Origin of the sequence: Escherichia sp. R1, assembly GCF_003000935.1 — a bacterium.
Lineage (GTDB): Bacteria > Pseudomonadota > Gammaproteobacteria > Enterobacterales > Enterobacteriaceae > Escherichia > Escherichia coli.
This window is the reverse complement of sequence record NZ_PSRU01000003.1, coordinates 265,502-288,437: the sequence shown is the minus strand read 5'-3', so window position 1 is coordinate 288,437 and position 22,936 is coordinate 265,502. Positions and strand designations below refer to the sequence as shown.

At 50.2% G+C, this 22,936-nt stretch carries 27 protein-coding genes and 2 pseudogenes; 15 read left to right on the top strand and 14 right to left on the bottom strand.

What is annotated here, in order from left to right:
- Positions 1 to 9 precede the first annotated feature (9 nt).
- Positions 10 to 357 (top strand): DUF488 domain-containing protein, encoded by a 348-nt coding sequence (locus tag C4F37_RS06005; RefSeq protein ID WP_001025381.1) that lies wholly within the window; start codon positions 10 to 12, stop codon positions 355 to 357.
- 21 nt (positions 358 to 378) lie between these two features.
- On the opposite strand, the gene yoaF is transcribed toward C4F37_RS06005, so the two are convergent.
- Positions 379 to 633 carry a DUF333 domain-containing lipoprotein YoaF gene (yoaF, locus tag C4F37_RS06000; RefSeq protein ID WP_000691930.1) on the bottom strand — a complete coding sequence of 85 codons (255 nt, stop codon included), beginning with the start codon at positions 631 to 633 and terminating at the stop codon, positions 379 to 381.
- Positions 634 to 815: 182 nt separating this feature from the next.
- Between yoaF and dgcP the strand changes: the two genes are divergently transcribed.
- The 3 genes from dgcP to yoaJ are packed head-to-tail and all read left to right on the top strand — an operon-like array spanning position 816 to position 2,049.
- Complete coding sequence (dgcP, locus tag C4F37_RS05995; protein ID WP_001283458.1) at positions 816 to 1,841, top strand: diguanylate cyclase DgcP; 1,026 nt, start codon at positions 816 to 818, stop codon at positions 1,839 to 1,841.
- 32 nt (positions 1,842 to 1,873) lie between these two features.
- On the top strand, positions 1,874 to 1,972 hold the full coding sequence (locus C4F37_RS05990) for a YoaK family small membrane protein (protein ID WP_001219350.1): 99 nt from the start codon (positions 1,874 to 1,876) through the stop codon (positions 1,970 to 1,972).
- A gap of 2 nt (positions 1,973 to 1,974) precedes the next feature.
- A complete protein-coding gene (gene yoaJ / locus C4F37_RS05985) occupies positions 1,975 to 2,049 on the top strand; it encodes a protein YoaJ (protein WP_001386836.1) in 75 nt (24 codons plus the stop codon).
- Positions 2,050 to 2,107: 58 nt separating this feature from the next.
- Here yoaJ and C4F37_RS05980 read toward each other — a convergent pair whose 3' ends face one another.
- The 5 genes and pseudogenes from C4F37_RS05980 to C4F37_RS27720 all read right to left on the bottom strand — a co-directional run.
- Positions 2,108 to 2,356, bottom strand: a complete 249-nt coding sequence (locus tag C4F37_RS05980) for a GlsB/YeaQ/YmgE family stress response membrane protein (protein ID WP_000512153.1) — start codon at positions 2,354 to 2,356, stop codon at positions 2,108 to 2,110.
- Positions 2,357 to 2,503: 147 nt separating this feature from the next.
- Positions 2,504 to 2,686, bottom strand: a complete 183-nt coding sequence (locus C4F37_RS05975; RefSeq protein ID WP_000513737.1) for a DUF1869 domain-containing protein — start codon at positions 2,684 to 2,686, stop codon at positions 2,504 to 2,506.
- A 3-nt stretch (positions 2,687 to 2,689) separates the two neighbouring features.
- The gene (yeaR, locus tag C4F37_RS05970) at positions 2,690 to 3,049 is read right to left on the bottom strand and encodes a DUF1971 domain-containing protein YeaR (protein ID WP_000939317.1); all 360 of its coding nucleotides are present in this window, start codon (positions 3,047 to 3,049) and stop codon (positions 2,690 to 2,692) included.
- A gap of 172 nt (positions 3,050 to 3,221) precedes the next feature.
- Entirely contained in the window at positions 3,222 to 3,860 is a 639-nt protein-coding gene (gene leuE, locus C4F37_RS05965; protein ID WP_000457207.1) for a leucine efflux protein LeuE, read from the bottom strand.
- A gap of 126 nt (positions 3,861 to 3,986) precedes the next feature.
- A pseudogene (locus tag C4F37_RS27720) lies at positions 3,987 to 4,154 on the bottom strand (LysR family transcriptional regulator); the annotation flags it as partial.
- On the opposite strand from C4F37_RS27720, the pseudogene C4F37_RS27715 reads away from it, so the two are divergent.
- Positions 4,155 to 4,310, top strand: a pseudogene (locus C4F37_RS27715) (tartrate dehydrogenase); the annotation flags it as partial.
- 92 nt (positions 4,311 to 4,402) lie between these two features.
- On the opposite strand, the gene rnd reads toward C4F37_RS27715, so the two are convergent.
- The 5 genes from rnd to C4F37_RS05935 form a co-directional block, all read right to left on the bottom strand.
- Positions 4,403 to 5,518, bottom strand: a complete 1,116-nt coding sequence (gene rnd / locus C4F37_RS05955; protein ID WP_001335321.1) for a ribonuclease D — start codon at positions 5,516 to 5,518, stop codon at positions 4,403 to 4,405.
- Between the two features lie 81 nt (positions 5,519 to 5,599).
- A complete protein-coding gene (gene fadD / locus C4F37_RS05950) occupies positions 5,600 to 7,285 on the bottom strand; it encodes a long-chain-fatty-acid--CoA ligase FadD (RefSeq protein ID WP_077572252.1) in 1,686 nt (561 codons plus the stop codon).
- 204 nt (positions 7,286 to 7,489) lie between these two features.
- Complete coding sequence (gene yeaY / locus C4F37_RS05945) at positions 7,490 to 8,071, bottom strand: Slp family lipoprotein YeaY (protein WP_000290578.1); 582 nt, start codon at positions 8,069 to 8,071, stop codon at positions 7,490 to 7,492.
- Between the two features lie 39 nt (positions 8,072 to 8,110).
- Positions 8,111 to 8,806 carry a tRNA (adenosine(37)-N6)-threonylcarbamoyltransferase complex dimerization subunit type 1 TsaB gene (gene tsaB, locus C4F37_RS05940; RefSeq protein ID WP_001220981.1) on the bottom strand — a complete coding sequence of 232 codons (696 nt, stop codon included), beginning with the start codon at positions 8,804 to 8,806 and terminating at the stop codon, positions 8,111 to 8,113.
- Positions 8,807 to 8,863: 57 nt separating this feature from the next.
- Positions 8,864 to 10,774 carry an ATP-dependent DNA helicase gene (locus C4F37_RS05935; RefSeq protein WP_001773936.1) on the bottom strand — a complete coding sequence of 637 codons (1,911 nt, stop codon included), beginning with the start codon at positions 10,772 to 10,774 and terminating at the stop codon, positions 8,864 to 8,866.
- A gap of 131 nt (positions 10,775 to 10,905) precedes the next feature.
- Between C4F37_RS05935 and C4F37_RS05930 the strand changes: the two genes are divergently transcribed.
- Together C4F37_RS05930 and C4F37_RS05925 are read left to right on the top strand one after the other, a co-directional pair.
- A complete protein-coding gene (locus C4F37_RS05930; RefSeq protein WP_001295493.1) occupies positions 10,906 to 11,250 on the top strand; it encodes a RidA family protein in 345 nt (114 codons plus the stop codon).
- A 421-nt stretch (positions 11,251 to 11,671) separates the two neighbouring features.
- Positions 11,672 to 11,971, top strand: a complete 300-nt coding sequence (locus tag C4F37_RS05925; RefSeq protein WP_001111990.1) for a DUF1889 family protein — start codon at positions 11,672 to 11,674, stop codon at positions 11,969 to 11,971.
- A gap of 119 nt (positions 11,972 to 12,090) precedes the next feature.
- Here the strand turns inward: C4F37_RS05925 and C4F37_RS05920 are convergent, their stop codons facing one another.
- Positions 12,091 to 12,270, bottom strand: coding sequence for a YoaH family protein (locus C4F37_RS05920; protein ID WP_000457334.1), 180 nt, complete (start codon positions 12,268 to 12,270; stop codon positions 12,091 to 12,093).
- Positions 12,271 to 12,343: 73 nt separating this feature from the next.
- Here C4F37_RS05920 and pabB point away from each other — a divergent pair, with 73 nt between their 5' ends.
- The 4 genes from pabB (at position 12,344) to C4F37_RS05900 (ending at position 17,564) form a co-directional block, all read left to right on the top strand.
- Positions 12,344 to 13,705 carry an aminodeoxychorismate synthase component 1 gene (gene pabB / locus C4F37_RS05915; protein ID WP_000855012.1) on the top strand — a complete coding sequence of 454 codons (1,362 nt, stop codon included), beginning with the start codon at positions 12,344 to 12,346 and terminating at the stop codon, positions 13,703 to 13,705.
- Positions 13,706 to 13,708: 3 nt separating this feature from the next.
- Positions 13,709 to 14,287 carry a CoA pyrophosphatase gene (locus C4F37_RS05910; RefSeq protein WP_000456725.1) on the top strand — a complete coding sequence of 193 codons (579 nt, stop codon included), beginning with the start codon at positions 13,709 to 13,711 and terminating at the stop codon, positions 14,285 to 14,287.
- A gap of 183 nt (positions 14,288 to 14,470) precedes the next feature.
- A complete protein-coding gene (sdaA, locus tag C4F37_RS05905; RefSeq protein ID WP_000624298.1) occupies positions 14,471 to 15,835 on the top strand; it encodes an L-serine ammonia-lyase in 1,365 nt (454 codons plus the stop codon).
- 130 nt (positions 15,836 to 15,965) lie between these two features.
- On the top strand, positions 15,966 to 17,564 hold the full coding sequence (locus C4F37_RS05900) for an EAL domain-containing protein (protein WP_001337803.1): 1,599 nt from the start codon (positions 15,966 to 15,968) through the stop codon (positions 17,562 to 17,564).
- Positions 17,565 to 17,567: 3 nt separating this feature from the next.
- Here the strand turns inward: C4F37_RS05900 and yoaE are convergent, their stop codons facing one another.
- Together yoaE and C4F37_RS28220 are read right to left on the bottom strand one after the other, a co-directional pair.
- Positions 17,568 to 19,124 carry a CNNM family cation transport protein YoaE gene (gene yoaE / locus C4F37_RS05895; RefSeq protein ID WP_000394983.1) on the bottom strand — a complete coding sequence of 519 codons (1,557 nt, stop codon included), beginning with the start codon at positions 19,122 to 19,124 and terminating at the stop codon, positions 17,568 to 17,570.
- A complete protein-coding gene (locus tag C4F37_RS28220; RefSeq protein ID WP_001327808.1) occupies positions 19,112 to 19,270 on the bottom strand; it encodes a protein YoaL in 159 nt (52 codons plus the stop codon). The genes yoaE and C4F37_RS28220 overlap by 13 nt, the downstream gene beginning before the upstream one ends.
- Positions 19,271 to 19,586: 316 nt before the next feature.
- Between C4F37_RS28220 and manX the strand changes: the two genes are divergently transcribed.
- The 4 genes from manX (at position 19,587) to C4F37_RS05865 (ending at position 22,798) form a co-directional block, all read left to right on the top strand.
- The gene (gene manX / locus C4F37_RS05880; RefSeq protein WP_000150543.1) at positions 19,587 to 20,558 is read left to right on the top strand and encodes a PTS mannose transporter subunit IIAB; all 972 of its coding nucleotides are present in this window, start codon (positions 19,587 to 19,589) and stop codon (positions 20,556 to 20,558) included.
- A gap of 62 nt (positions 20,559 to 20,620) precedes the next feature.
- Positions 20,621 to 21,421: a PTS mannose transporter subunit IIC gene (manY, locus tag C4F37_RS05875; RefSeq protein WP_000406926.1), complete on the top strand. Its 801-nt coding sequence runs from the start codon at positions 20,621 to 20,623 to the stop codon at positions 21,419 to 21,421.
- Between the two features lie 12 nt (positions 21,422 to 21,433).
- Complete coding sequence (gene manZ / locus C4F37_RS05870) at positions 21,434 to 22,285, top strand: PTS mannose transporter subunit IID (protein ID WP_000228655.1); 852 nt, start codon at positions 21,434 to 21,436, stop codon at positions 22,283 to 22,285.
- Between the two features lie 54 nt (positions 22,286 to 22,339).
- Positions 22,340 to 22,798: a DUF986 family protein gene (locus tag C4F37_RS05865; RefSeq protein WP_001538832.1), complete on the top strand. Its 459-nt coding sequence runs from the start codon at positions 22,340 to 22,342 to the stop codon at positions 22,796 to 22,798.
- Positions 22,799 to 22,936 lie beyond the last annotated feature (138 nt).

Below are 22,936 nucleotides of genomic sequence, written 5' to 3'. Positions count from 1 at the left end.
ACAAATACGATGAATATTCAGTGCAAACGCGTTTATGATCCGGCTGAACAGAGCGATGGTTATCGCGTACTGGTCGACCGCCTCTGGCCACGCGGTATCAAAAAAACCGATTTAGCCCTTGATGAATGGGATAAAGAAATCACGCCGTCAACGGAGCTGCGCAAAGCCTTTCACGGCGAAGTCGTCGATTTTGCAACCTTTCGCGAGCAATATCTTGCAGAACTGGCGCAACACGAGCAAGAAGGAAAGCGGCTGGCAGACATCGCCAAAAAACAGCCGCTGACCCTGCTCTACTCAGCAAAAAACACCACGCAGAACCATGCGCTGGTGCTGGCAGACTGGCTACGTAGCTTGTGATTTTAGTACAGCATCCGGCGGTTATTTTTCACCAGCCGGATGGTCCCGTCGCCACAATGCCCATTCATCAATCGTTTCACCGCCCGGTAATTTGCAATTGTTGCTGACCCCTTGCGCTGTCTGCACAGGAATGAGCGTCCCGCCCTTCTGCTGGCAATAGACCGACGCCGGATTTGCCATACCAATCTGCGGCGGTTTAGGTGCTTCTGGCTGAGAAGGGGTTGAACAACCAGCCAGGACCAGCAAGCAAGGCAGAACAAAACTGATAATTTTCATTTATTGATCTCACATATTTATCCAGGCTTAGAGTATCGCGGTATCGTTTTGTTTTGCAGCACTATTTTTATTACATTCACTCAAAACATATTACGCCTTGTTTCATCTTTGTTGATGATGTTTTATCATGCCTGCAAAGATTAAATAATCAGCATTTACCCGCCGTATCCTGGAGTTGTTTCGTGTCAGATCAGATTATCGCCCGCGTCTCGCAATCCCTTGCCAAAGAACAGTCACTGGAAAGTCTGGTTCGACAGCTTCTGGAGATGCTGGAAATGGTCACTGATATGGAGTCAACCTACCTGACCAAAGTGGATGTCGAAGCGCGCCTGCAGCATATAATGTTTGCCCGTAATAGCCAGAAAATGCACATCCCGGAGAATTTTACCGTCTCGTGGGATTACTCGTTATGCAAACGCGCCATTGATGAAAACTGTTTTTTCAGCGATGAAGTCCCCGACCGTTGGGGCGACTGTGTTGCGGCACGCAATCTTGGCATCACCACATTTCTGAGCACGCCAATTCACTTACCGGATGGATCATTCTATGGCACGCTTTGCGCCGCCAGCAGTGAGAAGCGCCAGTGGAGTGAACGCGCGGAACAGGTCTTACAGTTGTTCGCCGGACTGATTGCACAATATATTCAAAAAGAGGCACTGGTTGAACAGCTGCGCGAAGCTAATGCTGCGCTGATTGCGCAATCGTATACCGACTCGTTAACCGGGCTACCGAATCGGCGGGCGATTTTTGAAAATCTGACGACGCTGTTTTCTCTCGCCCGGCATCTTAACCATAAGATAATGATCGCGTTTATCGATCTGGATAACTTCAAATTAATCAATGATCGTTTTGGTCATAATAGTGGCGATCTGTTTCTCATTCAGGTTGGCGAGCGCCTTAATACGCTCCAGCAAAATGGCGAAGTTATTGGTCGTCTCGGCGGTGATGAGTTTTTGGTTGTTTCACTGAACAACGAGAATGCGGATATTTCGTCGCTGCGAGAACGTATTCAACAACAAATACGCGGAGAATATCACTTAGGTGATGTTGATTTGTATTATCCTGGTGCCAGTCTTGGCATAGTAGAAGTCGATCCTGAAACGACCGATGCAGACAGTGCCCTGCATGCTGCCGATATCGCGATGTATCAGGAGAAAAAACATAAACAGAAAACACCTTTTGTCACGCATTCAGCGCTACATTCCTGAGGCGTATTCACATCCTTTTGATTGGTGATAACATGCGAATCGGTATTATTTTTCCGGTTGTAATCTTTATTACAGCGGTCGTATTTTTAGCATGGTTTTTTATTGGCGGCTATGCTGCCCCGGGAGCATAAAGATGAAAAAAACAACGATTATTATGATGGGTGTGGCGATTATTGTCGTACTCGGCACTGAGCTGGGATGGTGGTAACGTCACATCTAAAAAATAGCAAAGGCTGCCTGTGTGCAGCCTTTGTGCAATTTACGCGTTAACTTTTAATCTTCCTGTAGATAAATAGCACAACAATTGCACCAATAACGGCAACCACGAAGCTGCCAAAATTGAAGCCATCGACTTTACCAAAGCCAAACAGCGTGCTGATCCATCCGCCAACTACGGCACCGACTATCCCCAGTAGGATAGTCATAAAGAATCCACCACCATCTTTACCTGGCATGATCCACTTCGCCAGAATACCGGCAATAAGCCCAAAAATAATCCATGACAGAATGCCCATTGTTTCCTCACTTATCTGTTTTGCATTAGCGGGTTAGTCGCTGATAAAAAGCATAGCACAACATCGGGAGGGTAAGATTTGTGACGAGCATCACGGAGGAATTTTTTGCGATGGCGCAGAAATTGCGCCATCAACGATCAGTGATAATTACCAACCACAAACATCATGTTCGTTTTCCGTGTCATAAGAACGCACGGTATTCACCAGATCTTTTATCACTTCAGCCGCCACTTCTGGCACCAGCAAAGTCATCGGCGTCTCTGTTTCATAATCGACAGAAACGCCATTGCTGTTATTGGTGACGGTCACGGTATACGTTGCTTTGCCCATGATTCATTTCCCGTTATGAATGACTTTCCGTTGTTGCGCGCCTTCCATCAGGACTTCAGGAGCAACGAAGAAGTCAATGTTGAAATAAGTATCGTCAGTCATGGCTTCAATGTTGTGCCACTTTTCTGGAGGGAACACCGCAAACTGCCCCGCTTCGATAAGGATCACCTGATCAGGCTCTGCACTGTGTTCATCAGCGTAGCCGAGATATTTGACCGCCCCATGCATAACGGAAAGGCGTGGGTAAACCCCCGGGCGCGTTCCTTTATCAAGATGACGTTCGAATATTCCGGCAGGCGCAGTTTGTTTATTCCAGAAAGGCGTTGAGCGCGTATGAATATAATTCTGTGGGATTTGCAGCATCCTTTTCCCTCCTTCGGTGAATGCGCTGAAAACGGTTTATTCCAGCCGTTTCAGGGTACGCCTGATAATTTGCATTTTAAATACCATTTATTGGTTACTTTTTAGCACCGTATCAGAGAAGAATCAGGGAGGATTACAGGTGGGAAGCCCGCGGCAACGCGGGCTGAAAGCATCAGGATTGCAGCGTCGCCAGTCGGGCGGCGAAACCCACGAACATCAAACCAATCAGGGAGTTGCCCACTTTAGCCAGTTTCTTTTTGGTACGTATGTACTGCGTGACAAAAGCCCCAGAAATAATCAGAAAGCTCAAATAGCAGAAACTCACCAGTTCCAGCGTCGTCGCCAGAATAAAGAATGAAATTCCCGTATGTGGGGCATTAACATCGATAAACTGTACGAAAAACGACACATAGAACAAAATGGCTTTCGGATTAGTCAGGCTCAAAATTAACGCGCGTTTAAAAATGGCACCGTATTGGGGCTCATCGGATTTGGCCTCGCTATTTTTACCCTTCAGGGTTGCGTAGAGAATTTTACTCCCCAGATAGAGCAAATAAAACGCACCAAGATAACGTACGATGTTGAATAATATCGGGGTGGTCTTAATTAATGTCGCCACTCCAGCCCATGCCAGAAACATCAATACCGCATCGCCAATAAATACACCACAGGCCGCAAGATAACCGCCTTTCATACCGCTACTGACGCTATTTTTGAGTACAAACAGGGTATTTGGCCCTGGCACCAACACAATAAAAATGGCCCCAACCAGATAGGTCCAGTAATTCAGAACCCCGTATTCAGCGAACACATTAACCTCTTTAATTATCTTTCGATCATGCGCGATTAAAGGTGAATATGCTAACCAATCTGTAGCGGCTTAGAAAGGAGAAAATCAGGTTTTAACTCGATATCAACCCGATAATTGAATCATTAATCAGGCATGCTCCAGTGAAAAATTCGGGTAGTGCTCGGCAAAATACTGGCGTAAAAATTCTACCGTTATCCGCACTTTCGCTGACGTCGCCAGCCTTGAAACATAAACGGCCCAGACATTCGCTGGCTGGTAATATTCCGGTAGCACTTGTACTAAATGACCACTGGCGGGAAACAGCCTGGCGACATCGATTTTTACGTGGTCCGGAAAAACACCGAAGGCGAATATTCCTCGCCAGGCGGTAGAGTAAATGAAGGAACAGAGAATGAAGTCGTCATTCAGGAATCGGTATTTACTCGTCGTGGTGTCGAGCGCATTTTGCGTTAAGCTCAAATAAGTTCATTTGAACCACCTGCTGTTGGATTTGTAGTTTGCCGAAGCCGGACTGAGCGCGCCCAGTCCGGCTTCGGAAGATTTTACTGTGGATATTCCTGCAATAAATTGTGTAATGCTTCCGCCATCAACTCACCACGCCAGCCGGAAATCAGCTCCGGCAAATTGTTCTGCGGTTTCAGTTTCCAGTGCCAGTTCAGCAGTTGGTTGATTTGCCGACGCGACGCCAGCAATTCGGCGCTGATCTTGTGCGTTTCGCTGACGTCAGTAATCAGCGACTTAATCGCTTTAAACGCTTTACGATAACCCGGCATGTCCATCAGGTTAAGCATCGGCTGCGGTAAGGCCTCTTCTGGCAATGCCTGCGCTTTTTCCACCAGCGCCAGCAACGTTTTACCGTGGAAGCGGATTTCGCTACCGGATAAGCCCAGGCTGTCCAGTTCGCCCAGACTTCCCGGCATATAACGCGCTACCGACCACAAATGCTCTTCACGCACGACAAAGTTCACCGCCAGATCGCGCTCTCGCGCCTTGCGCAATCGCCAGTCGGCTAACAGTTGCAGACAGGCCAGTTGGCGTGTGCGTAACTGCCAGGCATTGGTGATATCACGCCAGGCGTCTTCCGGCGCAACGACTTCCTGACGACGCATTTGCATCAGGCGGCATTCATCCAGCGCCGCAGGTAGCCAGCCGGAGGCCTCCGTTTCTACCATAAGCTTGGCGGTGATCGGTAACAGATACCAGACATCCGCCGCTGCATATTCACACTGACGTTCGGTCAGCGGTCTGGCCAGCCAGTCGGTGCGCGATTCACTCTTGTCCAGCGTAACGCCGGAATACTCTTCCACCATGGAAGCGAAACCCCATGACATCGGGCGTCCGCAGAAGGCAGCAAGGATTTGCGTGTCAATCAGGGGTTGTGGTAATTCGCCAAAGACATTGAGGAACACTTCCAGATCTTCACTGCCTGCATGGAGAAATTTTGTGATGGACGGATCGCGCAGGATCGCTTTCAGTGGTGACCAGTCGGAGATCCCGAGAGGATCAATTAGCGCCAGATGCTCACCATCAAAAAGTTGAATTAGACCCAGTTGCGGGTAATAGGTGCGCGTACGAACAAATTCAGTATCCAGGGCTATCGCCGGAAAGGCACGGACGGCTTCACACAAAGAAGCCAGCGCATCGTCCGTGGTAATCATTTGGTAATTCAAATTGTATTCTCTTTAGTGGGCGTCAAAAAAAACGCCGGATTAACCGGCGTCTGACGACTGACTTAACGCTCAGGCTTTATTGTCCACTTTGCCGCGCGCTTCGTCACGTAATTCTCGTCGCAAAATTTTTCCGACGTTAGATTTCGGTAACTCATCACGAAACTCCACCAGCTTCGGTACTTTGTAGCCCGTGAGCTGACGGCGGCAAAAGGTCACCAGTGACTCTTCGGTAAGCGATGGATCTTTTTTCACTACGAAGATTTTCACCGCTTCACCACTGGAGCCGGAAGGTACGCCAACAGCCGCGACTTCCTGTACGCCAGGATGCTGCATGACGACATCTTCAATCTCGTTGGGATAAACGTTAAAACCGGAAACCAGAATCATGTCTTTTTTACGATCGACAATGCGCAGGAATCCTTCTTCATCCATCACCGCGATGTCGCCGGTGTGTAACCAGCCATTTTTGATGATTTCATCGGTAGCATCCGGACGCTGCCAGTAACCCAGCATCACCTGCGGTCCTTTGACACAAAGCTCACCTGGTTGACCAGGTGGTACTTCATTATCATCATCATCCACCAGTTTGGCTTCCGTCGACGGCACCGGCAAACCGATGCTACCACTATGATAATCAATATCATACGGGTTAACGCTGACCAGCGGCGCGCACTCGGTCAGGCCATAACCTTCCAGCAGATACTGTCCAGTCAGTTTAACCCAACGTTCTGCCACCACTTGCTGAACAGGCATCCCTCCGCCTGCGGAAAGATGCAGACTGGAGAAATCCAGCTGCTGGAACTCTTTATTGTTCAGCAACGCATTGAACAAGGTGTTAACACCAGTGATAGCGGTAAACGGATATTTCGCTAACTCTTTTACCAACCCTGGAATATCGCGCGGGTTAGTGATAAGCAGGTTCTGCCCCCCCAGTTCGATAAACAGCAGGCAGTTAATGGTCAGTGCAAAAATGTGATACAGCGGCAGCGCCGTCACCACCAGCTCTTTGCCCGGATGCAACAGCGGACCATAGGTCGCGTTAACCTGTTCCAGGTTCGCCAGCATATTGCGGTGAGTCAGCATCGCGCCTTTCGCCACACCAGTGGTGCCGCCGGTGTATTGCAGGAAAGCTAAATCTTCCGGCACCAGTTCTGGTTTGACGTACTGCATCCGGTAGCCGTTGTGCAGGGCGCTACGAAATGAAATGGCATCTGGCAGATGGTATTTCGGCACAAGACGCTTGATGTATTTAACAACGAAATTGACTACCGTGCCTTTTGCCGTAGATAGCTGATCGCCCATACGGGTCAGAATAACGTGCTGAACGGCGGTTTTATCAACCACTTTTTCCAGAGTGTGGGCAAAGTTAGACACGATAACAATCGCCGATGCGCCGCTATCGTTAAGCTGATGCTCAAGCTCACGCGGGGTATACAACGGGTTAACGTTTACGACGATCATCCCGGCACGCAAAATGCCAAACAGCGCCACCGGATATTGCAATAAGTTAGGCATCATCAACGCAACGCGATCGCCTTTCTTCAGCCCCAACCCTTGTTGCAAATAAGCGGCAAACGCGCGACTGCGTTCTTCCAGTTTGCGGAAGGTCATCACCTCCCCCATATTCACAAACGCGGGTTGATCGGCATAGCGCGCGACCGACTGCTCAAACATATCTACCAGAGATTGATAACGGTCAGGGTTGATCTCCGTCGGAACGTCCGTGGGATAACGGTTAAGCCAAACCTTCTTCAATTCTTCACCTCTAAAATGCGTGTTCGTCGTCATCGCAACCCCAAGTGATAGACATGCTGTTAACATAATATTAACTCATCTTACCAGCTTGATAATTACCCAAGGAAAAGGTTGCGAAGCGCGTCACTATTTATTTTTATCTTTACCGTAAGAATGCAGAAACAGCGGACCGGCCGCTGTTTCTTTTTCTTTAAAAACAAGCAATTATTCAGTTACAACTGTTTGTACTCTCGCGGGGCCGGGATTATACCAGCCCCATCCACCGTAGCCATAGGGCCAGCCACGACCGCCATAAAACCATGGATCAATCGGCTGAGGCGGCATAATCACCTGCTGGGTTAAATGCCAACGTTTGTAACCTGTTGCCTGCATCACCATAAATTTATAGGGCGTGTTGCCGATTTTTCCGTCAACCGTACCGGTGATTGGCCCGACAACTGTCACCAGCTGCCCACGGAAATCGACCGGATCAAGAAAACCATTCACATCGGCATAAATGCGACCGCGAGAAGGTTCTCCCAGCGTCGGTCTGGCACCGCTGTCCAGCGGTACGGTAGCAATTTCCAGGCGGGTTTTCCCTTGCTGGTTTTGTACCGCAACCACTTTGCCGCCAAAGCGTGCCTCCTGACCAACGTACAGCTGCGGCGCACTCATCACCCGAACTAAATCTTGTTGCGGCGTGGGACTGCTGCCTTTAATGGCGTCCGGCACAGTAACACAACCGCTCAGCATTAGCGCAAACGTACCTGCCAGTATGCCTTTGATAACATTCTTTTGAACCGCCATGATGCGACTCCTTTTTTTCTCAGGGCATACTCTTAAGATTCATTCTTTGCCCGGAAGTTTCTTCCATGCGACGTTGTTACGTAAATAAACTGGTTCAGCATGTTCCACCGCCACCGTTTTACCCTCGGCAAACATCTGGCACGCAATCGGCAGCATATCTTCTGCAGCGGGCAGTAACACTTCGCCATCGCGCAAAACCAGCCCGCTCTCTTTACCGAGATCCGGCCAGGCTTGCCAGCCCGTCCCTACCGTCACCCATTCGCCGGAAAGCTGTTGCATTCGTTCATGAACCAGTTCGGGTTTGAGTACGGCTTCGGTTTCTTCACCATGCCAGATACCGTTTTCATCACGCTGATATTCGGCCCAGTAAACTTCGCCCATTCGCGCGTCAATAGCTGCCAGCACGCGGGTTGCGCCGTTTTTGCGCCACGCCCCTTGCGCCATCGTCATTAGCGTGGAGACGCCAATCATCGGCAGCTCTGCGCCAAGTGCCAGCCCTTGCGCAATGCCAATACCAATGCGCACGCCGGTAAAGCTACCGGGGCCGCGCCCGTAAGCCAGAGCGTTTATGTCAGTCAGAGAAGTTCCGCTGGTGGTCAGGATATCCTGCACCATCGGTAAGATTCGTTGAGTATGTTCACGAGGGCAAAGCTCAAAATGAGCGTTGACAGTACCGTCGTTCCACAGGGCGACAGAGCAGGCCTCTGTCGCGGTATCGATAGCCAGAATTCGCATGGGTCTTCGTGCTTAGATCAATAAAAAGGCGCGCATCATACCATACTCCGTAACAAATTACCTGGAGGATGGTATCGCAAGGAAACGAACCGCACGGGCAATGTCGCGGGTGCGCGGCGCTGGCGGCAGACTGGCGAGAAACGTCGCGCCGTAAGGGCGCATCACCAGCCGATTGTCGCAAATCACTAACACGCCGCGATCGTCGGCGTCGCGAATCAATCGCCCTACCCCCTGCTTGAGAGTAATGACCGCATCCGGCAGTTGTACTTCATCGAACGGATCACCACCGCGCAAACGGCAATCTTCCATGCGTGCTTTTAATAGTGGATCATCCGGCGAGGTAAACGGCAATTTGTCGATAATCACCAATGACAATGTATCGCCACGCACGTCCACCCCTTCCCAGAAACTGCTGGTTGCCACAAGAAGCGCGTTACCGGCGCTGACAAATTGCTGCAACAGTTGCCCTTTGCTGGTTTCCCCCTGCAACAAAACGGGAAGCGTCATGGTAGCGCGGAACTGCTCGGCCAGATCGCGCATCATGGCGTGCGAGGTACAAAGCATAAAACAACGACCGTTGTTAGCTTCGATGATCGGTCGCAGCATTGCCGCCAGTTGCCGTGCGGAACCCGGTTGATTGGTTTGCGGCAGGTTGCGCGGCACACAGAGTAACGCCTGGCGGCTGTAATCAAAGGGGCTGGGTAACAGCAACGACTCTGCCTGTTCAATGCCAAGCCGCAAGGTGAAATGATGCAGATCGTCGTTTACCGACAGCGTTGCTGAGGTAAAGATCCAGCTACCGGTTTTTTGCGCCATTAACTCTTTGAATTTATCCGCCACGCTGAGCGGCGTGAGAGCCAGAGTAAAATGGCGCGAAGTGCATTCGTACCAGTAGCTGTAGCCCGGCTGATTGATCTCTTTTAGCCGTTTCAGCCGTGTGCGATATAACGTGGCGCGTTCAAATGCCGCATCCAGCAAGGCGGAACGCCCCAGCGACAGTTTCGCCACGTCATAACAAAGTTCCAGAGTGTCATCGAGCAGTAAAAATGCCCGCTGAATTTGCGGATTAGCTAACAGCTCACGCAGGTTACCGCGATAACCTGGCTCACCGAGTTGCAGGCGAAAATCCTGCGCACTCTGGGCAAGACGGTCCGCGCACTTTTGTAACTGCTGGGTGTCTTTTAATTCGGTGCGGTAGGCGATGGTGATGTCTTTTGCCAGGTCGAGCAGTTGTCGACTGGAGAGTGACTGACCAAAATACTGGCTGGCAATGTCGGGCAGCTGGTGGGCTTCGTCGAAGATCATGACGTCCGCTTCCGGGATCAATTCGCCAAAACCGCTCTCTTTCACCACCATATCCGCCAGAAACAGATGATGATTCACCACCACCACATCGGCGTCCATCGCTTTTTTGCGTGCTTTGACCACAAAGCAATCTTTATACATCGGGCAGTCACTGCCGAGGCAGTTATCGTTGGTGCTGGTGACCAGCGGCCACGCCTGTGAATCTTCCGCCACGCTGACGCAGGTGCTGATATCGCCATCGACTGTTTGATTAGACCAGGAGCGCAGCAGGATCACATCGCTTAAGATTTGTACCGGCAGATCGCCCCCCGCCAGCGCCTGCTGTTCGAGACGTTCGAGGCAGAGGTAGTTTGAGCGCCCTTTCAGCAGCGCCACATTGCCCGTGTATTTCAATGCCTTTGAGACCGTTGGCAAATCGCGGCTGTAGAGCTGATCCTGCAACGCTTTTGAGCCGGTCGAGATTATGACTTTCTTTTTCGCCCGCAGCGCAGGGGCCAGGTAAGCGTAGGTTTTGCCCGTACCGGTTCCTGCTTCCACCACCAGCGGCTGGCCTTTTTCTATCGCCTGGGTGACGGCTACCGCCATCTGTCGCTGTGGTTCTCGCGGCTTAAAGCCTGGTATCGCTTTCGCTAACTGACCGTCTGGTGCAAAATCGTCCGTCACACTACCCCCTGTTGATTTGAACAGGGATTATGTCAGGATGAGGGCGCTTTCGCCAGTTGAAGTGGTGACGGCGACCTCACATTGTGGCAGTCTTTGCAGCACGAAAATGGGAGTATAATGAGGACAAAATGATGACTATCGTTCGTATCGATGCCGAAGCCCGCTGGTCTGATGTGGTAATCCACAACAACACGCTCTACTACACTGGTGTACCGGAAAACCTCGACGCCGATGCCTTTGAGCAAACCGCCAACACGCTGGCGCAGATTGACGCCGTGCTGGAAAAACAGGGCAGCAATAAATCGAGCATTCTGGATGCCACCATTTTCCTGGCCGATAAAAACGACTTCGCGGCGATGAATAAAGCGTGGGATGCCTGGGTTGTCGCGGGTCATGCGCCGGTGCGCTGCACGGTACAAGCAGGTTTGATGAACCCGAAGTATAAAGTTGAAATTAAGATTGTGGCTGCGGTGTAAGCTTTATCGAAGCAAAATAAGTCAGACGATAATTTATCGACAATACTGGTCGGTTTTGCATAAATCGACCAGAGATTAAGATATTACAGTTGATGCTCCTGCTAATTCATTATTTATTTTTATAATTTCAATTTTATCTATAAAACTAACTATATAAATAAACATAATCATGCCGTTATGTTCGCCCTTCGATTAGCATCTCTGGTTTTCTTTCTTACCTGAACAATCTGGTTATAGCGTGAGGACTGACCATTAATTTTCTCCATCTTACTGGATAACACACTATGAGCTGCTACCTTTAAAACACCTGAATGTCAACAGGTTAACTCGTGCCATATCGTTATAATCCCTTTGATATTAGATACAAATTAAGGTCATATATAGCCTTATCGATAACATGGTTAATTTTAAGGATAAGAATATGCCTGCTGTAATAGATAAAGCCCTGGATTTCATTGGTGCCATGGATGTATCAGCGCCAACACCAAGTTCGATGAATGAAAGTACGGCGAAGGGAATCTTTAAATATTTAAAAGAACTGGGAGTACCCGCGAGTGCCGCTGATATTACGGCGCGAGCTGACCAGGAAGGCTGGAACCCTGGTTTCACGGAAAAAATGGTTGGATGGGCAAAAAAAATGGAGTCTGGTGAACGCTCTGTGATTAAAAATCCTGAATACTTTTCAACATATATGCAGGAAGAACTAAAAGCACTGGTTTGAGTTAAATTTACATCAGCACAAATGGGTCAGGACGCTTTTAATCACATATAAAAAGCGTCCTTTTTCTCACAATCAAATAATCATCGGCTTCTATAACGAAAGCGATACGGATTAGTGTGTTACTCGTCTTCATCCTCAAAACGCGCCACGATTCGCTCGCCGGAATGGTTGGCACGCAGCTCTTCTGCCACCAGCGCGATTGCCTGGCCGCTGCTCATCCCTTGTGCCATCAGTTCCTGGATCCGCTCGACAGCTTTTTGCTGCTGTTCATGGGTGAGTGAAGGTAAACCTGCAAACATTGTTAACTCCTGCTAAATTGTTGGCGCTAATTATTTCATGCTACCCGGCACATAGCCAGTAGAGTCAGGACTGATGAAGACGTTATCTCCCGCTGTGATTACTTTACCCTGGCGTCAGGACGCCGCTGAATTTTATTTCTCACGCTTAAGCCACCTGCCGTGGGCGATGCTTTTACACTCCGGCTATGCCGATCATCCATATAGCCGCTTTGATATTGTGGTCGCCGAGCCGATTTGCACTTTAACCACTTTCGGTAAAGAAACCGTTGTTAGTGAAAGCGAAAAACGCACAACGACCACTGATGACCCGCTACAGGTGCTCCAGCAGGTGCTGGATCGCGCAGACATTCGCCCAGCGCATAACGAAGATTTGCCATTTCAGGGCGGCGCGCTGGGGTTGTTTGGCTACGATCTGGGCCGCCGTTTTGAGTCACTGCCAGAAATTGCGCAGCAAGATATCGTTCTGCCGGATATGGCAGTGGGTATCTACGACTGGGCGCTGGTTGTCGACCACCAGCGTCAAACAGTTTCTTTGCTGAGTCATAATGATGTCAATGCCCGTCGGGCCTGGCTGGAAAGCCAGCAATTCTCGCCGCAGGAAGATTTCACGCTCACTTCCGACTGGCAATCCAATATGACCCGCGAGCAGTACGGCGAAAAATTTCGCCAGGTACAGGAATATCTGCACAGCGGTGATTGCTATCAGGTGAATCTCGCCCAGCGTTTTCATGCGACCTATTCTGGCGATGAATGGCAGGCATTCCTTCAGCTTAATCAGGCCAACCGCGCGCCGTTTAGCGCTTTTTTACGCCTTGAGCAGGGCGCGATTTTAAGCCTTTCACCAGAGCGGTTTATCCTTTGTGATAATAGTGAAATCCAGACCCGCCCGATTAAAGGCACGCTACCACGCCTGCCCGATCCTCAGGAAGATAGCAAACAAGCAGAGAAACTGGCGAACTCAGCGAAAGATCGTGCCGAAAATCTGATGATTGTCGATTTAATGCGTAATGATATCGGTCGTGTTGCCGTAGCAGGTTCGGTAAAAGTACCAGAGCTGTTCGTGGTGGAACCCTTCCCTGCCGTGCATCATCTGGTCAGCACCATAACGGCGCAACTACCAGAACAGTTACACGCCAGCGATCTGCTGCGCGCGGCTTTTCCTGGTGGCTCAATAACCGGGGCTCCGAAAGTACGGGCTATGGAAATTATCGACGAACTGGAACCGCAGCGACGCAATGCCTGGTGCGGCAGCATTGGCTATTTGAGCTTTTGCGGCAACATGGACACCAGCATTACTATCCGCACGCTGACTACCATTAACGGACAAATTTACTGCTCTGCGGGCGGTGGAATTGTTGCCGATAGCCAGGAAGAAGCGGAATATCAGGAAACTTTTGATAAAGTTAATAAGATATTACGCCAACTGGAGAAGTAAGACGTGGAATACCGTAGCCTGACGCTTGATGATTTTTTATCGCGCTTTCAACTTTTGCGCCCGCAAATTAACCGGGAAACCTTAAATCATCGTCAGGCTGCCGTGTTAATCCCCATCGTCCGCCGACCGCAACCGGGGTTGTTGCTGACTCAGCGTTCGATTCATCTGCGTAAACACGCTGGACAAGTGGCATTCCCTGGAGGCGCAGTCGATGACACGGACGCATCAGTTATCGCCGCTGCGCTGCGCGAAGCTGAAGAAGAGGTCGCTATACCGCCTTCCGCCGTTGAGGTTATCGGCGTGCTGCCGCCCGTCGATAGCGTCACTGGCTATCAGGTAACCCCAGTGGTCGGCATTATCCCGCCCGATCTGCCGTATCGCGCCAGTGAAGATGAAGTCTCCGCCGTCTTTGAAATGCCGCTCGCCCAGGCATTACATCTGGGTCGTTATCATCCTTTAGATATCTACCGCCGTGGCGATTCACATCGGGTATGGCTGTCCTGGTACGAACAGTATTTTGTATGGGGAATGACCGCAGGCATAATTCGTGAGCTGGCGCTGCAAATTGGTGTGAAACCCTGACTATACTTATCTTTACATCTACAAAACACTACTTGAGACAATCATCGCAATATTAGTTAAATCGCGGTTTTTGATTAGTTTAATTCATGTGAATAGTTAAGCCAGTCGCCGCGTTCCCTCTTACACTATGCGCTGTTATTAGTTCGTTACTGGAAGTCCAGTCACCTTGTCAGGAGTATTATCGTGATTAGTCTATTCGACATGTTTAAGGTGGGGATTGGTCCCTCATCTTCCCATACCGTAGGGCCTATGAAGGCGGGTAAACAGTTCGTCGATGATCTGGTCGAAAAAGGCTTACTGGATAGCGTTACTCGCGTTGCCGTGGACGTTTATGGTTCACTGTCGCTGACGGGTAAAGGCCACCACACCGATATCGCCATTATTATGGGTCTTGCAGGTAACGAACCTGCCACCGTGGATATCGACAGTATTCCCGGTTTTATTCGCGACGTAGAAGAGCGCGAACGTCTGCTGCTGGCACAGGGACGGCATGAAGTGGATTTCCCGCGCGACAACGGGATGCGTTTTCATAACGGCAACCTGCCGCTGCATGAAAACGGTATGCAAATCCACGCCTATAACGGCGATGAAGTCGTCTACAGCAAAACTTATTATTCCATCGGCGGCGGTTTTATCGTCGATGAAGAACACTTTGGTCAGGATGCCGCCAACGAAGTGAGCGTGCCGTATCCGTTCAAATCTGCCACCGAACTGCTCGCGTACTGTAATGAAACCGGCTATTCGCTGTCTGGTCTCGCTATGCAGAACGAACTGGCGCTGCACAGCAAGAAAGAGATCGACGAGTATTTCGCTCATGTCTGGCAAACCATGCAGGCATGTATCGATCGCGGGATGAACACCGAAGGCGTACTGCCAGGCCCGCTGCGCGTGCCGCGTCGTGCGTCTGCCCTGCGCCGGATGCTGGTTTCCAGCGATAAACTGTCTAACGATCCAATGAATGTCATTGACTGGGTAAACATGTTTGCGCTGGCAGTTAACGAAGAGAACGCCGCCGGTGGTCGCGTGGTAACTGCGCCAACCAACGGTGCTTGTGGCATTGTTCCGGCAGTGCTGGCTTACTATGACCACTTTATTGAGTCCGTCAGCCCGGACATCTATACCCGCTACTTTATGGCAGCGGGTGCGATTGGTGCACTGTATAAAATGAACGCCTCTATTTCCGGTGCGGAAGTCGGTTGCCAGGGCGAAGTGGGTGTTGCCTGTTCAATGGCTGCTGCGGGCCTTGCCGAGCTGTTGGGCGGTAGCCCGGAACAGGTTTGTGTGGCGGCGGAAATTGGCATGGAGCACAACCTCGGTCTGACCTGCGACCCGGTTGCAGGGCAGGTTCAGGTGCCGTGCATTGAGCGTAATGCTATTGCCTCTGTGAAAGCGATCAATGCTGCACGCATGGCCTTACGCCGCACCAGTGCACCGCGCGTCTCGCTGGATAAGGTCATCGAAACGATGTACGAAACCGGTAAGGACATGAACGCTAAATACCGCGAAACCTCACGCGGTGGTCTGGCAATCAAAGTCCAGTGTGACTAATACTTCTTACTCGCTCATCTGCAACGGATGGGCGAATTTATCCCCGCTTTCTCGTCTGCTGTAATTTTCCCCACTACACTTCCACTGTTGCGTCAGGCGTTTGTCGCCATACGCTTACAGGGTGGCCCGCATGCAAAAAGCACAACGGATCATTAAAACCTATCGCCGTAATCGAATGATTGTTTGTACGATTTGCGCACTCGTTACGCTCGCTTCGACCCTGAGCGTGCGATTTATTTCACAGCGTAACTTAAATCAACAACGGGTAGTACAATTCGCCAATCACGCTGTAGAGGAATTAGATAAAGTACTGCTTCCCCTACAGGCAGGTAGCGAAGTCTTACTTCCGCTAATTGGTCTGCCCTGCTCTGTCGCCCATTTGCCATTACGTAAACAGGCGGCAAAACTCCAAACTGTGCGATCCATTGGCCTGGTGCAAGACGGCACACTTTATTGCTCCAGCATTTTTGGCTATCGCAATGTGCCCGTCGTGGACATTCTGGCTGAACTTCCTGCACCGCAACCACTTTTACGACTGACGACCGACCGTGCCCTGATAAAAGGCAGTCCGGTTTTGATTCAATGGACGCCTGCAGCGGGCAGTAGCAATGCTGGGGTCATGGAGATGATTAACATCGACTTACTGACGGCAATGCTCCTTGAACCACAGCTGCCGCAAATCAGTAGCGCCAGCCTGACGGTGGACAGTCGGCATTTGCTCTATGGGAATGGGCTGGTAGATTCCCTTCCGCAACCTGAAAACAATGAAAACTATCAGGTTTCTTCGCAACGCTTTCCTTTTACCATTAACGTTAATGGCCCGGGGGCTACGGCGCTGGCATGGCACTATCTTCCAACACAATTACCGCTGGCGGTGCTGCTAAGTTTACTGGTGGGCTACATCGCCTGGCTGGCGACCGCTTACCGAATGAGCTTTTCCCGCGAGATCAATCTGGGCCTGGCGCAACATGAGTTCGAATTGTTCTGTCAGCCTTTGCTTAATGCACGCAGCCAGCAATGTATTGGTGTAGAGATTTTGCTGCGCTGGAACAATCCGCGTCAGGGCTGGATTTCACCGGATGTGTTTATTCCTATCGCGGAAGAACATCATTTAATTGTGCCACTGACCCGCTATGTGATGGCAGAAACCATTCGTCAGCGCCATGTTTTCCCAATGAGTAGTCAGTTTCATGTTGGCATTAACGTCGCACCCAGCCATTTTCGCCGTGGTGTGCTGATAAAAGATCTCAATCAGTACTGGTTTAGCGCTCACCCGATTCAGCAACTGATCCTCGAAATCACCGAACGCGATGCCTTACTGGATGTTGATTACCGGATTGCCCGCGAGCTGCATCGTAAAAACGTCAAACTGGCGATTGATGACTTCGGCACCGGCAACAGTTCATTTTCCTGGCTTGAAACATTACGTCCTGACGTTCTGAAAATTGATAAGTCATTTACCGCAGCTATAGGTTCTGACGCGGTTAACTCGACGGTGACCGATATCATCATCGCACTGGGGCAAAGACTGAATATTGAACTGGTGGCGGAGGGCGTAGAAACGCAAGAACAGGCGAAGTATTTGCGCAGTCATGGCGTGCATATTTTGCAAGGGTATTTGTACGCACAGCCGATGCCGCTACGTGATTTTCCCAAATGGCTGGCGGGCAGCCAACCGCCGCCCGCCCGGCATAATGGACATATCACACCCATTATGCCGTTACGTTAACGCTTACTCATCTTCATCGTGCGCCGGTTGCTCTTTAACAATGCGAACCAGATCAACACGATAATCATTGGCTTCAATGATGGTGATATGCAGTGGCCCTACATCAATCACATCGCCCACACGGGGAATGTGACCATTTGCCGAGATCACGAGGCCCGCGACCGTCGCGATATCATCGTCATCGGCAAGGTGCTCAACATCAAGCGCCTGCTGCAAGGCATGCAAATCTGTACCGCCTTTTACCAGCCAGCCGTCACCATCAGTAATGATTTCCGGCGTTTCGTCAGCATCCGGGAATTCACCCGCAATGGCTTCCAGCACATCCAGCGGCGTGACCAAGCCTTGTACCACACCAAACTCGTTGGTCACGATAACAAAGCTCCCGCGAGCACGACGCAGCACGCCCAGCAGGTTGATCGGATCGAGGGTTTCAGGGACGATAATCGCCGGAGACGCCGAAGCAATCGCCGCCACATCAACGCCCTCTTCCAGCGCCACCAGCAGTTCTTTAGCACGTACGATACCAATGATTTCATCCAGTTCACCGCGACATACCGGGAACAGACTGTGCGGTGAAGAGAGCAGTTGCTCGCGGATTTCATCGACCCCGAGATTAGCGTCAACCCAGCTTATTTCACCGCGCGGCGTCATGATCCCGCGCAGAGAACGCGACGCCAGCGTCAGTACGCCGTTAATCATGTAACGTTCTTCTTCGGCAAATGCACCTTCCGGGATCGGCATCGGCATCGGGTTATCGGCATCGTGCTGAACATTGGCCTGACGTTTCCCGCCCATCAAACGGAGAATCGCATCGGCAGTACGCGCTCGCAGCGGCAAAGTCGACTGGTGACGAATAAAGTTGCGACGCGCAATCTGGTTAAACACTTCGATGATGATCGAGAAGCCAATCGCGGCATACAGGTAACCTTTCGGAATGTGGAAACCGAAACCTTCTGCCACCAGACTCAGACCAATCATTAACAGGAAGCTCAGACAGAGCACCACCACCGTGGGGTGCTGGTTAACGAATCGCGTCAGCGGTTTTGATGCCAGCAGCATAACCGCCATCGCAATCACTACCGCCGCCATCATCACTGGCAGATGGTTAACCATCCCTACTGCCGTAATTACCGCATCCAACGAGAAGACGGCGTCAAGGATGACGATCTGTGTGACGACCACCCAGAAACTGGCGTAGCCTTTACCGTGGCCGGAATCATGATCGCGGTTTTCCAGCCGTTCATGCAGTTCGGTTGTTGCTTTGAACAGCAAGAATATCCCCCCGAACAACATAATCAGGTCGCGTCCGGAGAAGGAAAAATCCATAACGGTAAATAGCGGTTTGGTCAGCGTGACCATCCATGAAATCAGCGACAGCAGCCCCAGACGCATAATCAGCGCCAGTGATAATCCCAGCAAACGCGCTTTATCGCGTTGTTTTGGCGGCAGTTTGTCAGCAAGAATGGCAATGAAGACCAGGTTATCGATACCCAGCACAATTTCGAGAACAACAAGCGTGAGTAGCCCCGCCCAAATTGAGGGGTCCATTAAGAATTCCATGACAAGCTCCTGCTTAAGGAATAGCTATTCGACGCCAGAAATAATGCAGGCGTAACGACAAAATGCAAACGAAAGGTGCGGCATAGAGTGCCAGAAAGGCAGGCGTTAAAAGGCCTGATGCTGAAATGACGTCGGTGACGATCCATACTGCGGGCTACTGCCCTATACTCCATGGTTGTTAAACGGGAGTTAAACATATCAGAGACGCCTCTGATTTGGCAAAGATTTACCTTCCTTTGCAAACGAATGTGACAAGGATATTTTACCTTTCGAAATTTCTGCTAATCGAAAGTTAAATTACGGATCTTCATCACATAAAATAATTTTTTCGATATCTAAAATAAATCGCGAAACGCAGGGGTTTTTGGTTGTAGCCCTTATCTGAATCGATTCGATTGTGGACGACGATTCAAAAATACATCTGGCACGTTGAGGTGTTAACGATAATAAAGGAGGTAGCAAGTGACCATTGCTATTGTTATAGGCACACATGGTTGGGCTGCAGAGCAGTTGCTTAAAACGGCAGAAATGCTGTTAGGCGAGCAGGAAAACGTCGGCTGGATCGATTTCGTTCCAGGTGAAAATGCCGAAACGCTGATTGAAAAGTACAACGCTCAGTTGGCAAAACTCGACACCACTAAAGGCGTGCTGTTTCTCGTTGATACATGGGGAGGCAGCCCGTTCAATGCTGCCAGCCGCATTGTCGTCGACAAAGAGCATTATGAAGTCATTGCAGGCGTTAACATTCCAATGCTCGTGGAAACGTTAATGGCCCGTGATGATGACCCAAGCTTTGATGAACTGGTGGCGCTGGCAGTAGAAACAGGCCGTGAAGGCGTGAAAGCACTGAAAGCCAAACCGGTTGAAAAAGCCGCGCCAGCACCCGCTGCCGCAGCACCAAAAGCGGCTCCAACTCCGGCAAAACCAATGGGACCAAACGACTACATGGTTATTGGCCTTGCTCGTATCGACGACCGTCTGATTCACGGTCAGGTCGCCACCCGCTGGACCAAAGAAACCAATGTCTCCCGTATTATTGTTGTTAGTGATGAAGTGGCTGCGGATACCGTTCGTAAGACACTGCTCACCCAGGTTGCACCTCCGGGCGTAACAGCACACGTAGTTGATGTTGCCAAAATGATTCGCGTCTACAACAACCCGAAATATGCTGGCGAACGCGTAATGCTGTTATTTACCAACCCAACAGATGTAGAGCGTCTCGTTGAAGGCGGCGTGAAAATCACCTCTGTTAACGTCGGTGGTATGGCATTCCGTCAGGGTAAAACCCAGGTGAATAACGCGGTTTCGGTTGATGAAAAAGATATCGAGGCGTTCAAGAAACTGAATGCGCGCGGTATTGAGCTGGAAGTCCGTAAGGTTTCCACCGATCCGAAACTGAAAATGATGGATCTGATCAGCAAAATCGATAAGTAACGTATTGTGTTGATTATCACTCAGTTTTCACACTTAAGTCTTACGTAAACAGGAGAAGTACAATGGAGATTACCACTCTTCAAATTGTGCTGGTATTTATCGTAGCCTGTATCGCAGGTATGGGATCAATCCTCGATGAATTTCAGTTTCACCGTCCGCTAATCGCGTGTACCCTGGTGGGTATCGTTCTTGGCGATATGAAAACCGGTATTATTATCGGTGGTACGCTGGAAATGATCGCGCTGGGCTGGATGAACATCGGTGCTGCAGTTGCGCCTGACGCCGCTCTGGCTTCCATCATTTCTACTATTCTGGTTATCGCAGGTCATCAGAGCATTGGTGCAGGTATCGCACTGGCAATCCCTCTGGCCGCTGCGGGCCAGGTACTGACCATCATCGTTCGTACTATTACCGTTGCTTTCCAGCACGCTGCGGATAAGGCTGCTGATAACGGCAACCTGACAGCGATTTCCTGGATCCACGTTTCTTCTCTGTTCCTGCAAGCAATGCGTGTGGCTATTCCGGCCGTCATCGTTGCGTTGTCTGTTGGTACCAGCGAAGTACAGAACATGCTGAATGCGATTCCGGAAGTGGTGACCAATGGTCTGAATATCGCCGGTGGCATGATCGTGGTGGTTGGTTATGCGATGGTTATCAACATGATGCGTGCTGGCTACCTGATGCCGTTCTTCTACCTCGGCTTCGTAACCGCAGCATTCACCAACTTTAACCTGGTTGCTCTGGGTGTGATTGGTACTGTTATGGCAGTGCTCTACATCCAACTTAGCCCGAAATACAACCGCGTAGCCGGTGCGCCTGCTCAGGCAGCTGGTAACAACGATCTCGATAACGAACTGGACTAACAGGTGAGCGAAATGGTTGATACAACTCAAACTACCACCGAGAAAAAACTCACTCAAAGTGATATTCGTGGCGTCTTCCTGCGTTCTAACCTCTTCCAGGGTTCATGGAACTTCGAACGTATGCAGGCACTGGGTTTCTGCTTCTCTATGGTACCGGCAATTCGTCGCCTCTACCCTGAGAACAACGAAGCTCGTAAACAAGCTATTCGCCGTCACCTGGAGTTCTTTAACACCCAGCCGTTCGTGGCTGCGCCGATTCTCGGCGTAACCCTGGCGCTGGAAGAACAGCGTGCTAATGGCGCAGAGATCGATGACGGTGCTATCAACGGTATCAAAGTCGGTTTGATGGGGCCGCTGGCTGGTGTAGGCGACCCGATCTTCTGGGGAACGGTACGTCCGGTATTTGCAGCGCTGGGGGCTGGTATCGCGATGAGCGGCAGCCTGTTAGGTCCGCTGCTGTTCTTCATCCTGTTTAACCTGGTGCGTCTGGCAACCCGTTACTACGGCGTAGCGTATGGTTACTCCAAAGGTATCGATATCGTTAAAGATATGGGTGGTGGCTTCCTGCAAAAACTGACGGAAGGGGCGTCTATCCTCGGCCTGTTTGTCATGGGGGCATTGGTTAATAAGTGGACACATGTCAACATCCCGCTGGTGGTCTCTCGCATTACTGACCAGACGGGCAAAGAACACGTTACCACTGTCCAGACTATTCTGGACCAGTTAATGCCAGGCCTTGTGCCACTGCTGCTGACCTTTGCTTGTATGTGGCTGTTGCGCAAAAAAGTTAACCCGCTGTGGATCATCGTTGGCTTCTTCGTCATCGGTATCGCTGGTTACGCTTGCGGCCTGCTGGGACTGTAAGACTGTTGTACACTACCGGGGCCTTTTGGCCCCGTTTTTTTATCTGGAGGATTAATGACAATCACGGACCTGGTACTGATTCTTTTCATCGCCGCACTTCTGGCCTTCGCGATCTACGATCAGTTCATCATGCACCGCCGTAACGGCCCCACCCTGCTGGCAATTCCTTTGCTCCGGCGTGGTCGCATCGATAGCGTTATCTTCGTCGGATTGATTGTCATTCTTATCTATAACAACGTCACGAATCATGGCGCGCTTATAACAACATGGTTATTAAGTGCACTGGCTCTGATGGGTTTTTATATATTCTGGATTCGCGTTCCGAAGATCATCTTTAAACAAAAAGGTTTTTTCTTCGCCAATGTCTGGATTGAATATAGCCGAATCAAAGCGATGAACTTGTCGGAAGATGGCGTGTTGGTGATGCAATTAGAACAGCGTCGGCTGTTAATCCGCGTTCGAAATATCGACGATTTGGAAAAAATTTATAAGCTTCTCGTTTCAACTCAATAAGTTATGAATTTAGCCAAAGCTATGTTTAGTGTATTTTTAATAATCAGACATAGCTTAGGCTATATTACCTCTTCCCTTATTTGTTTTTTATTTTAACGTTTCATTGATATATAAATATAAATGAAAATCGTTATCAAT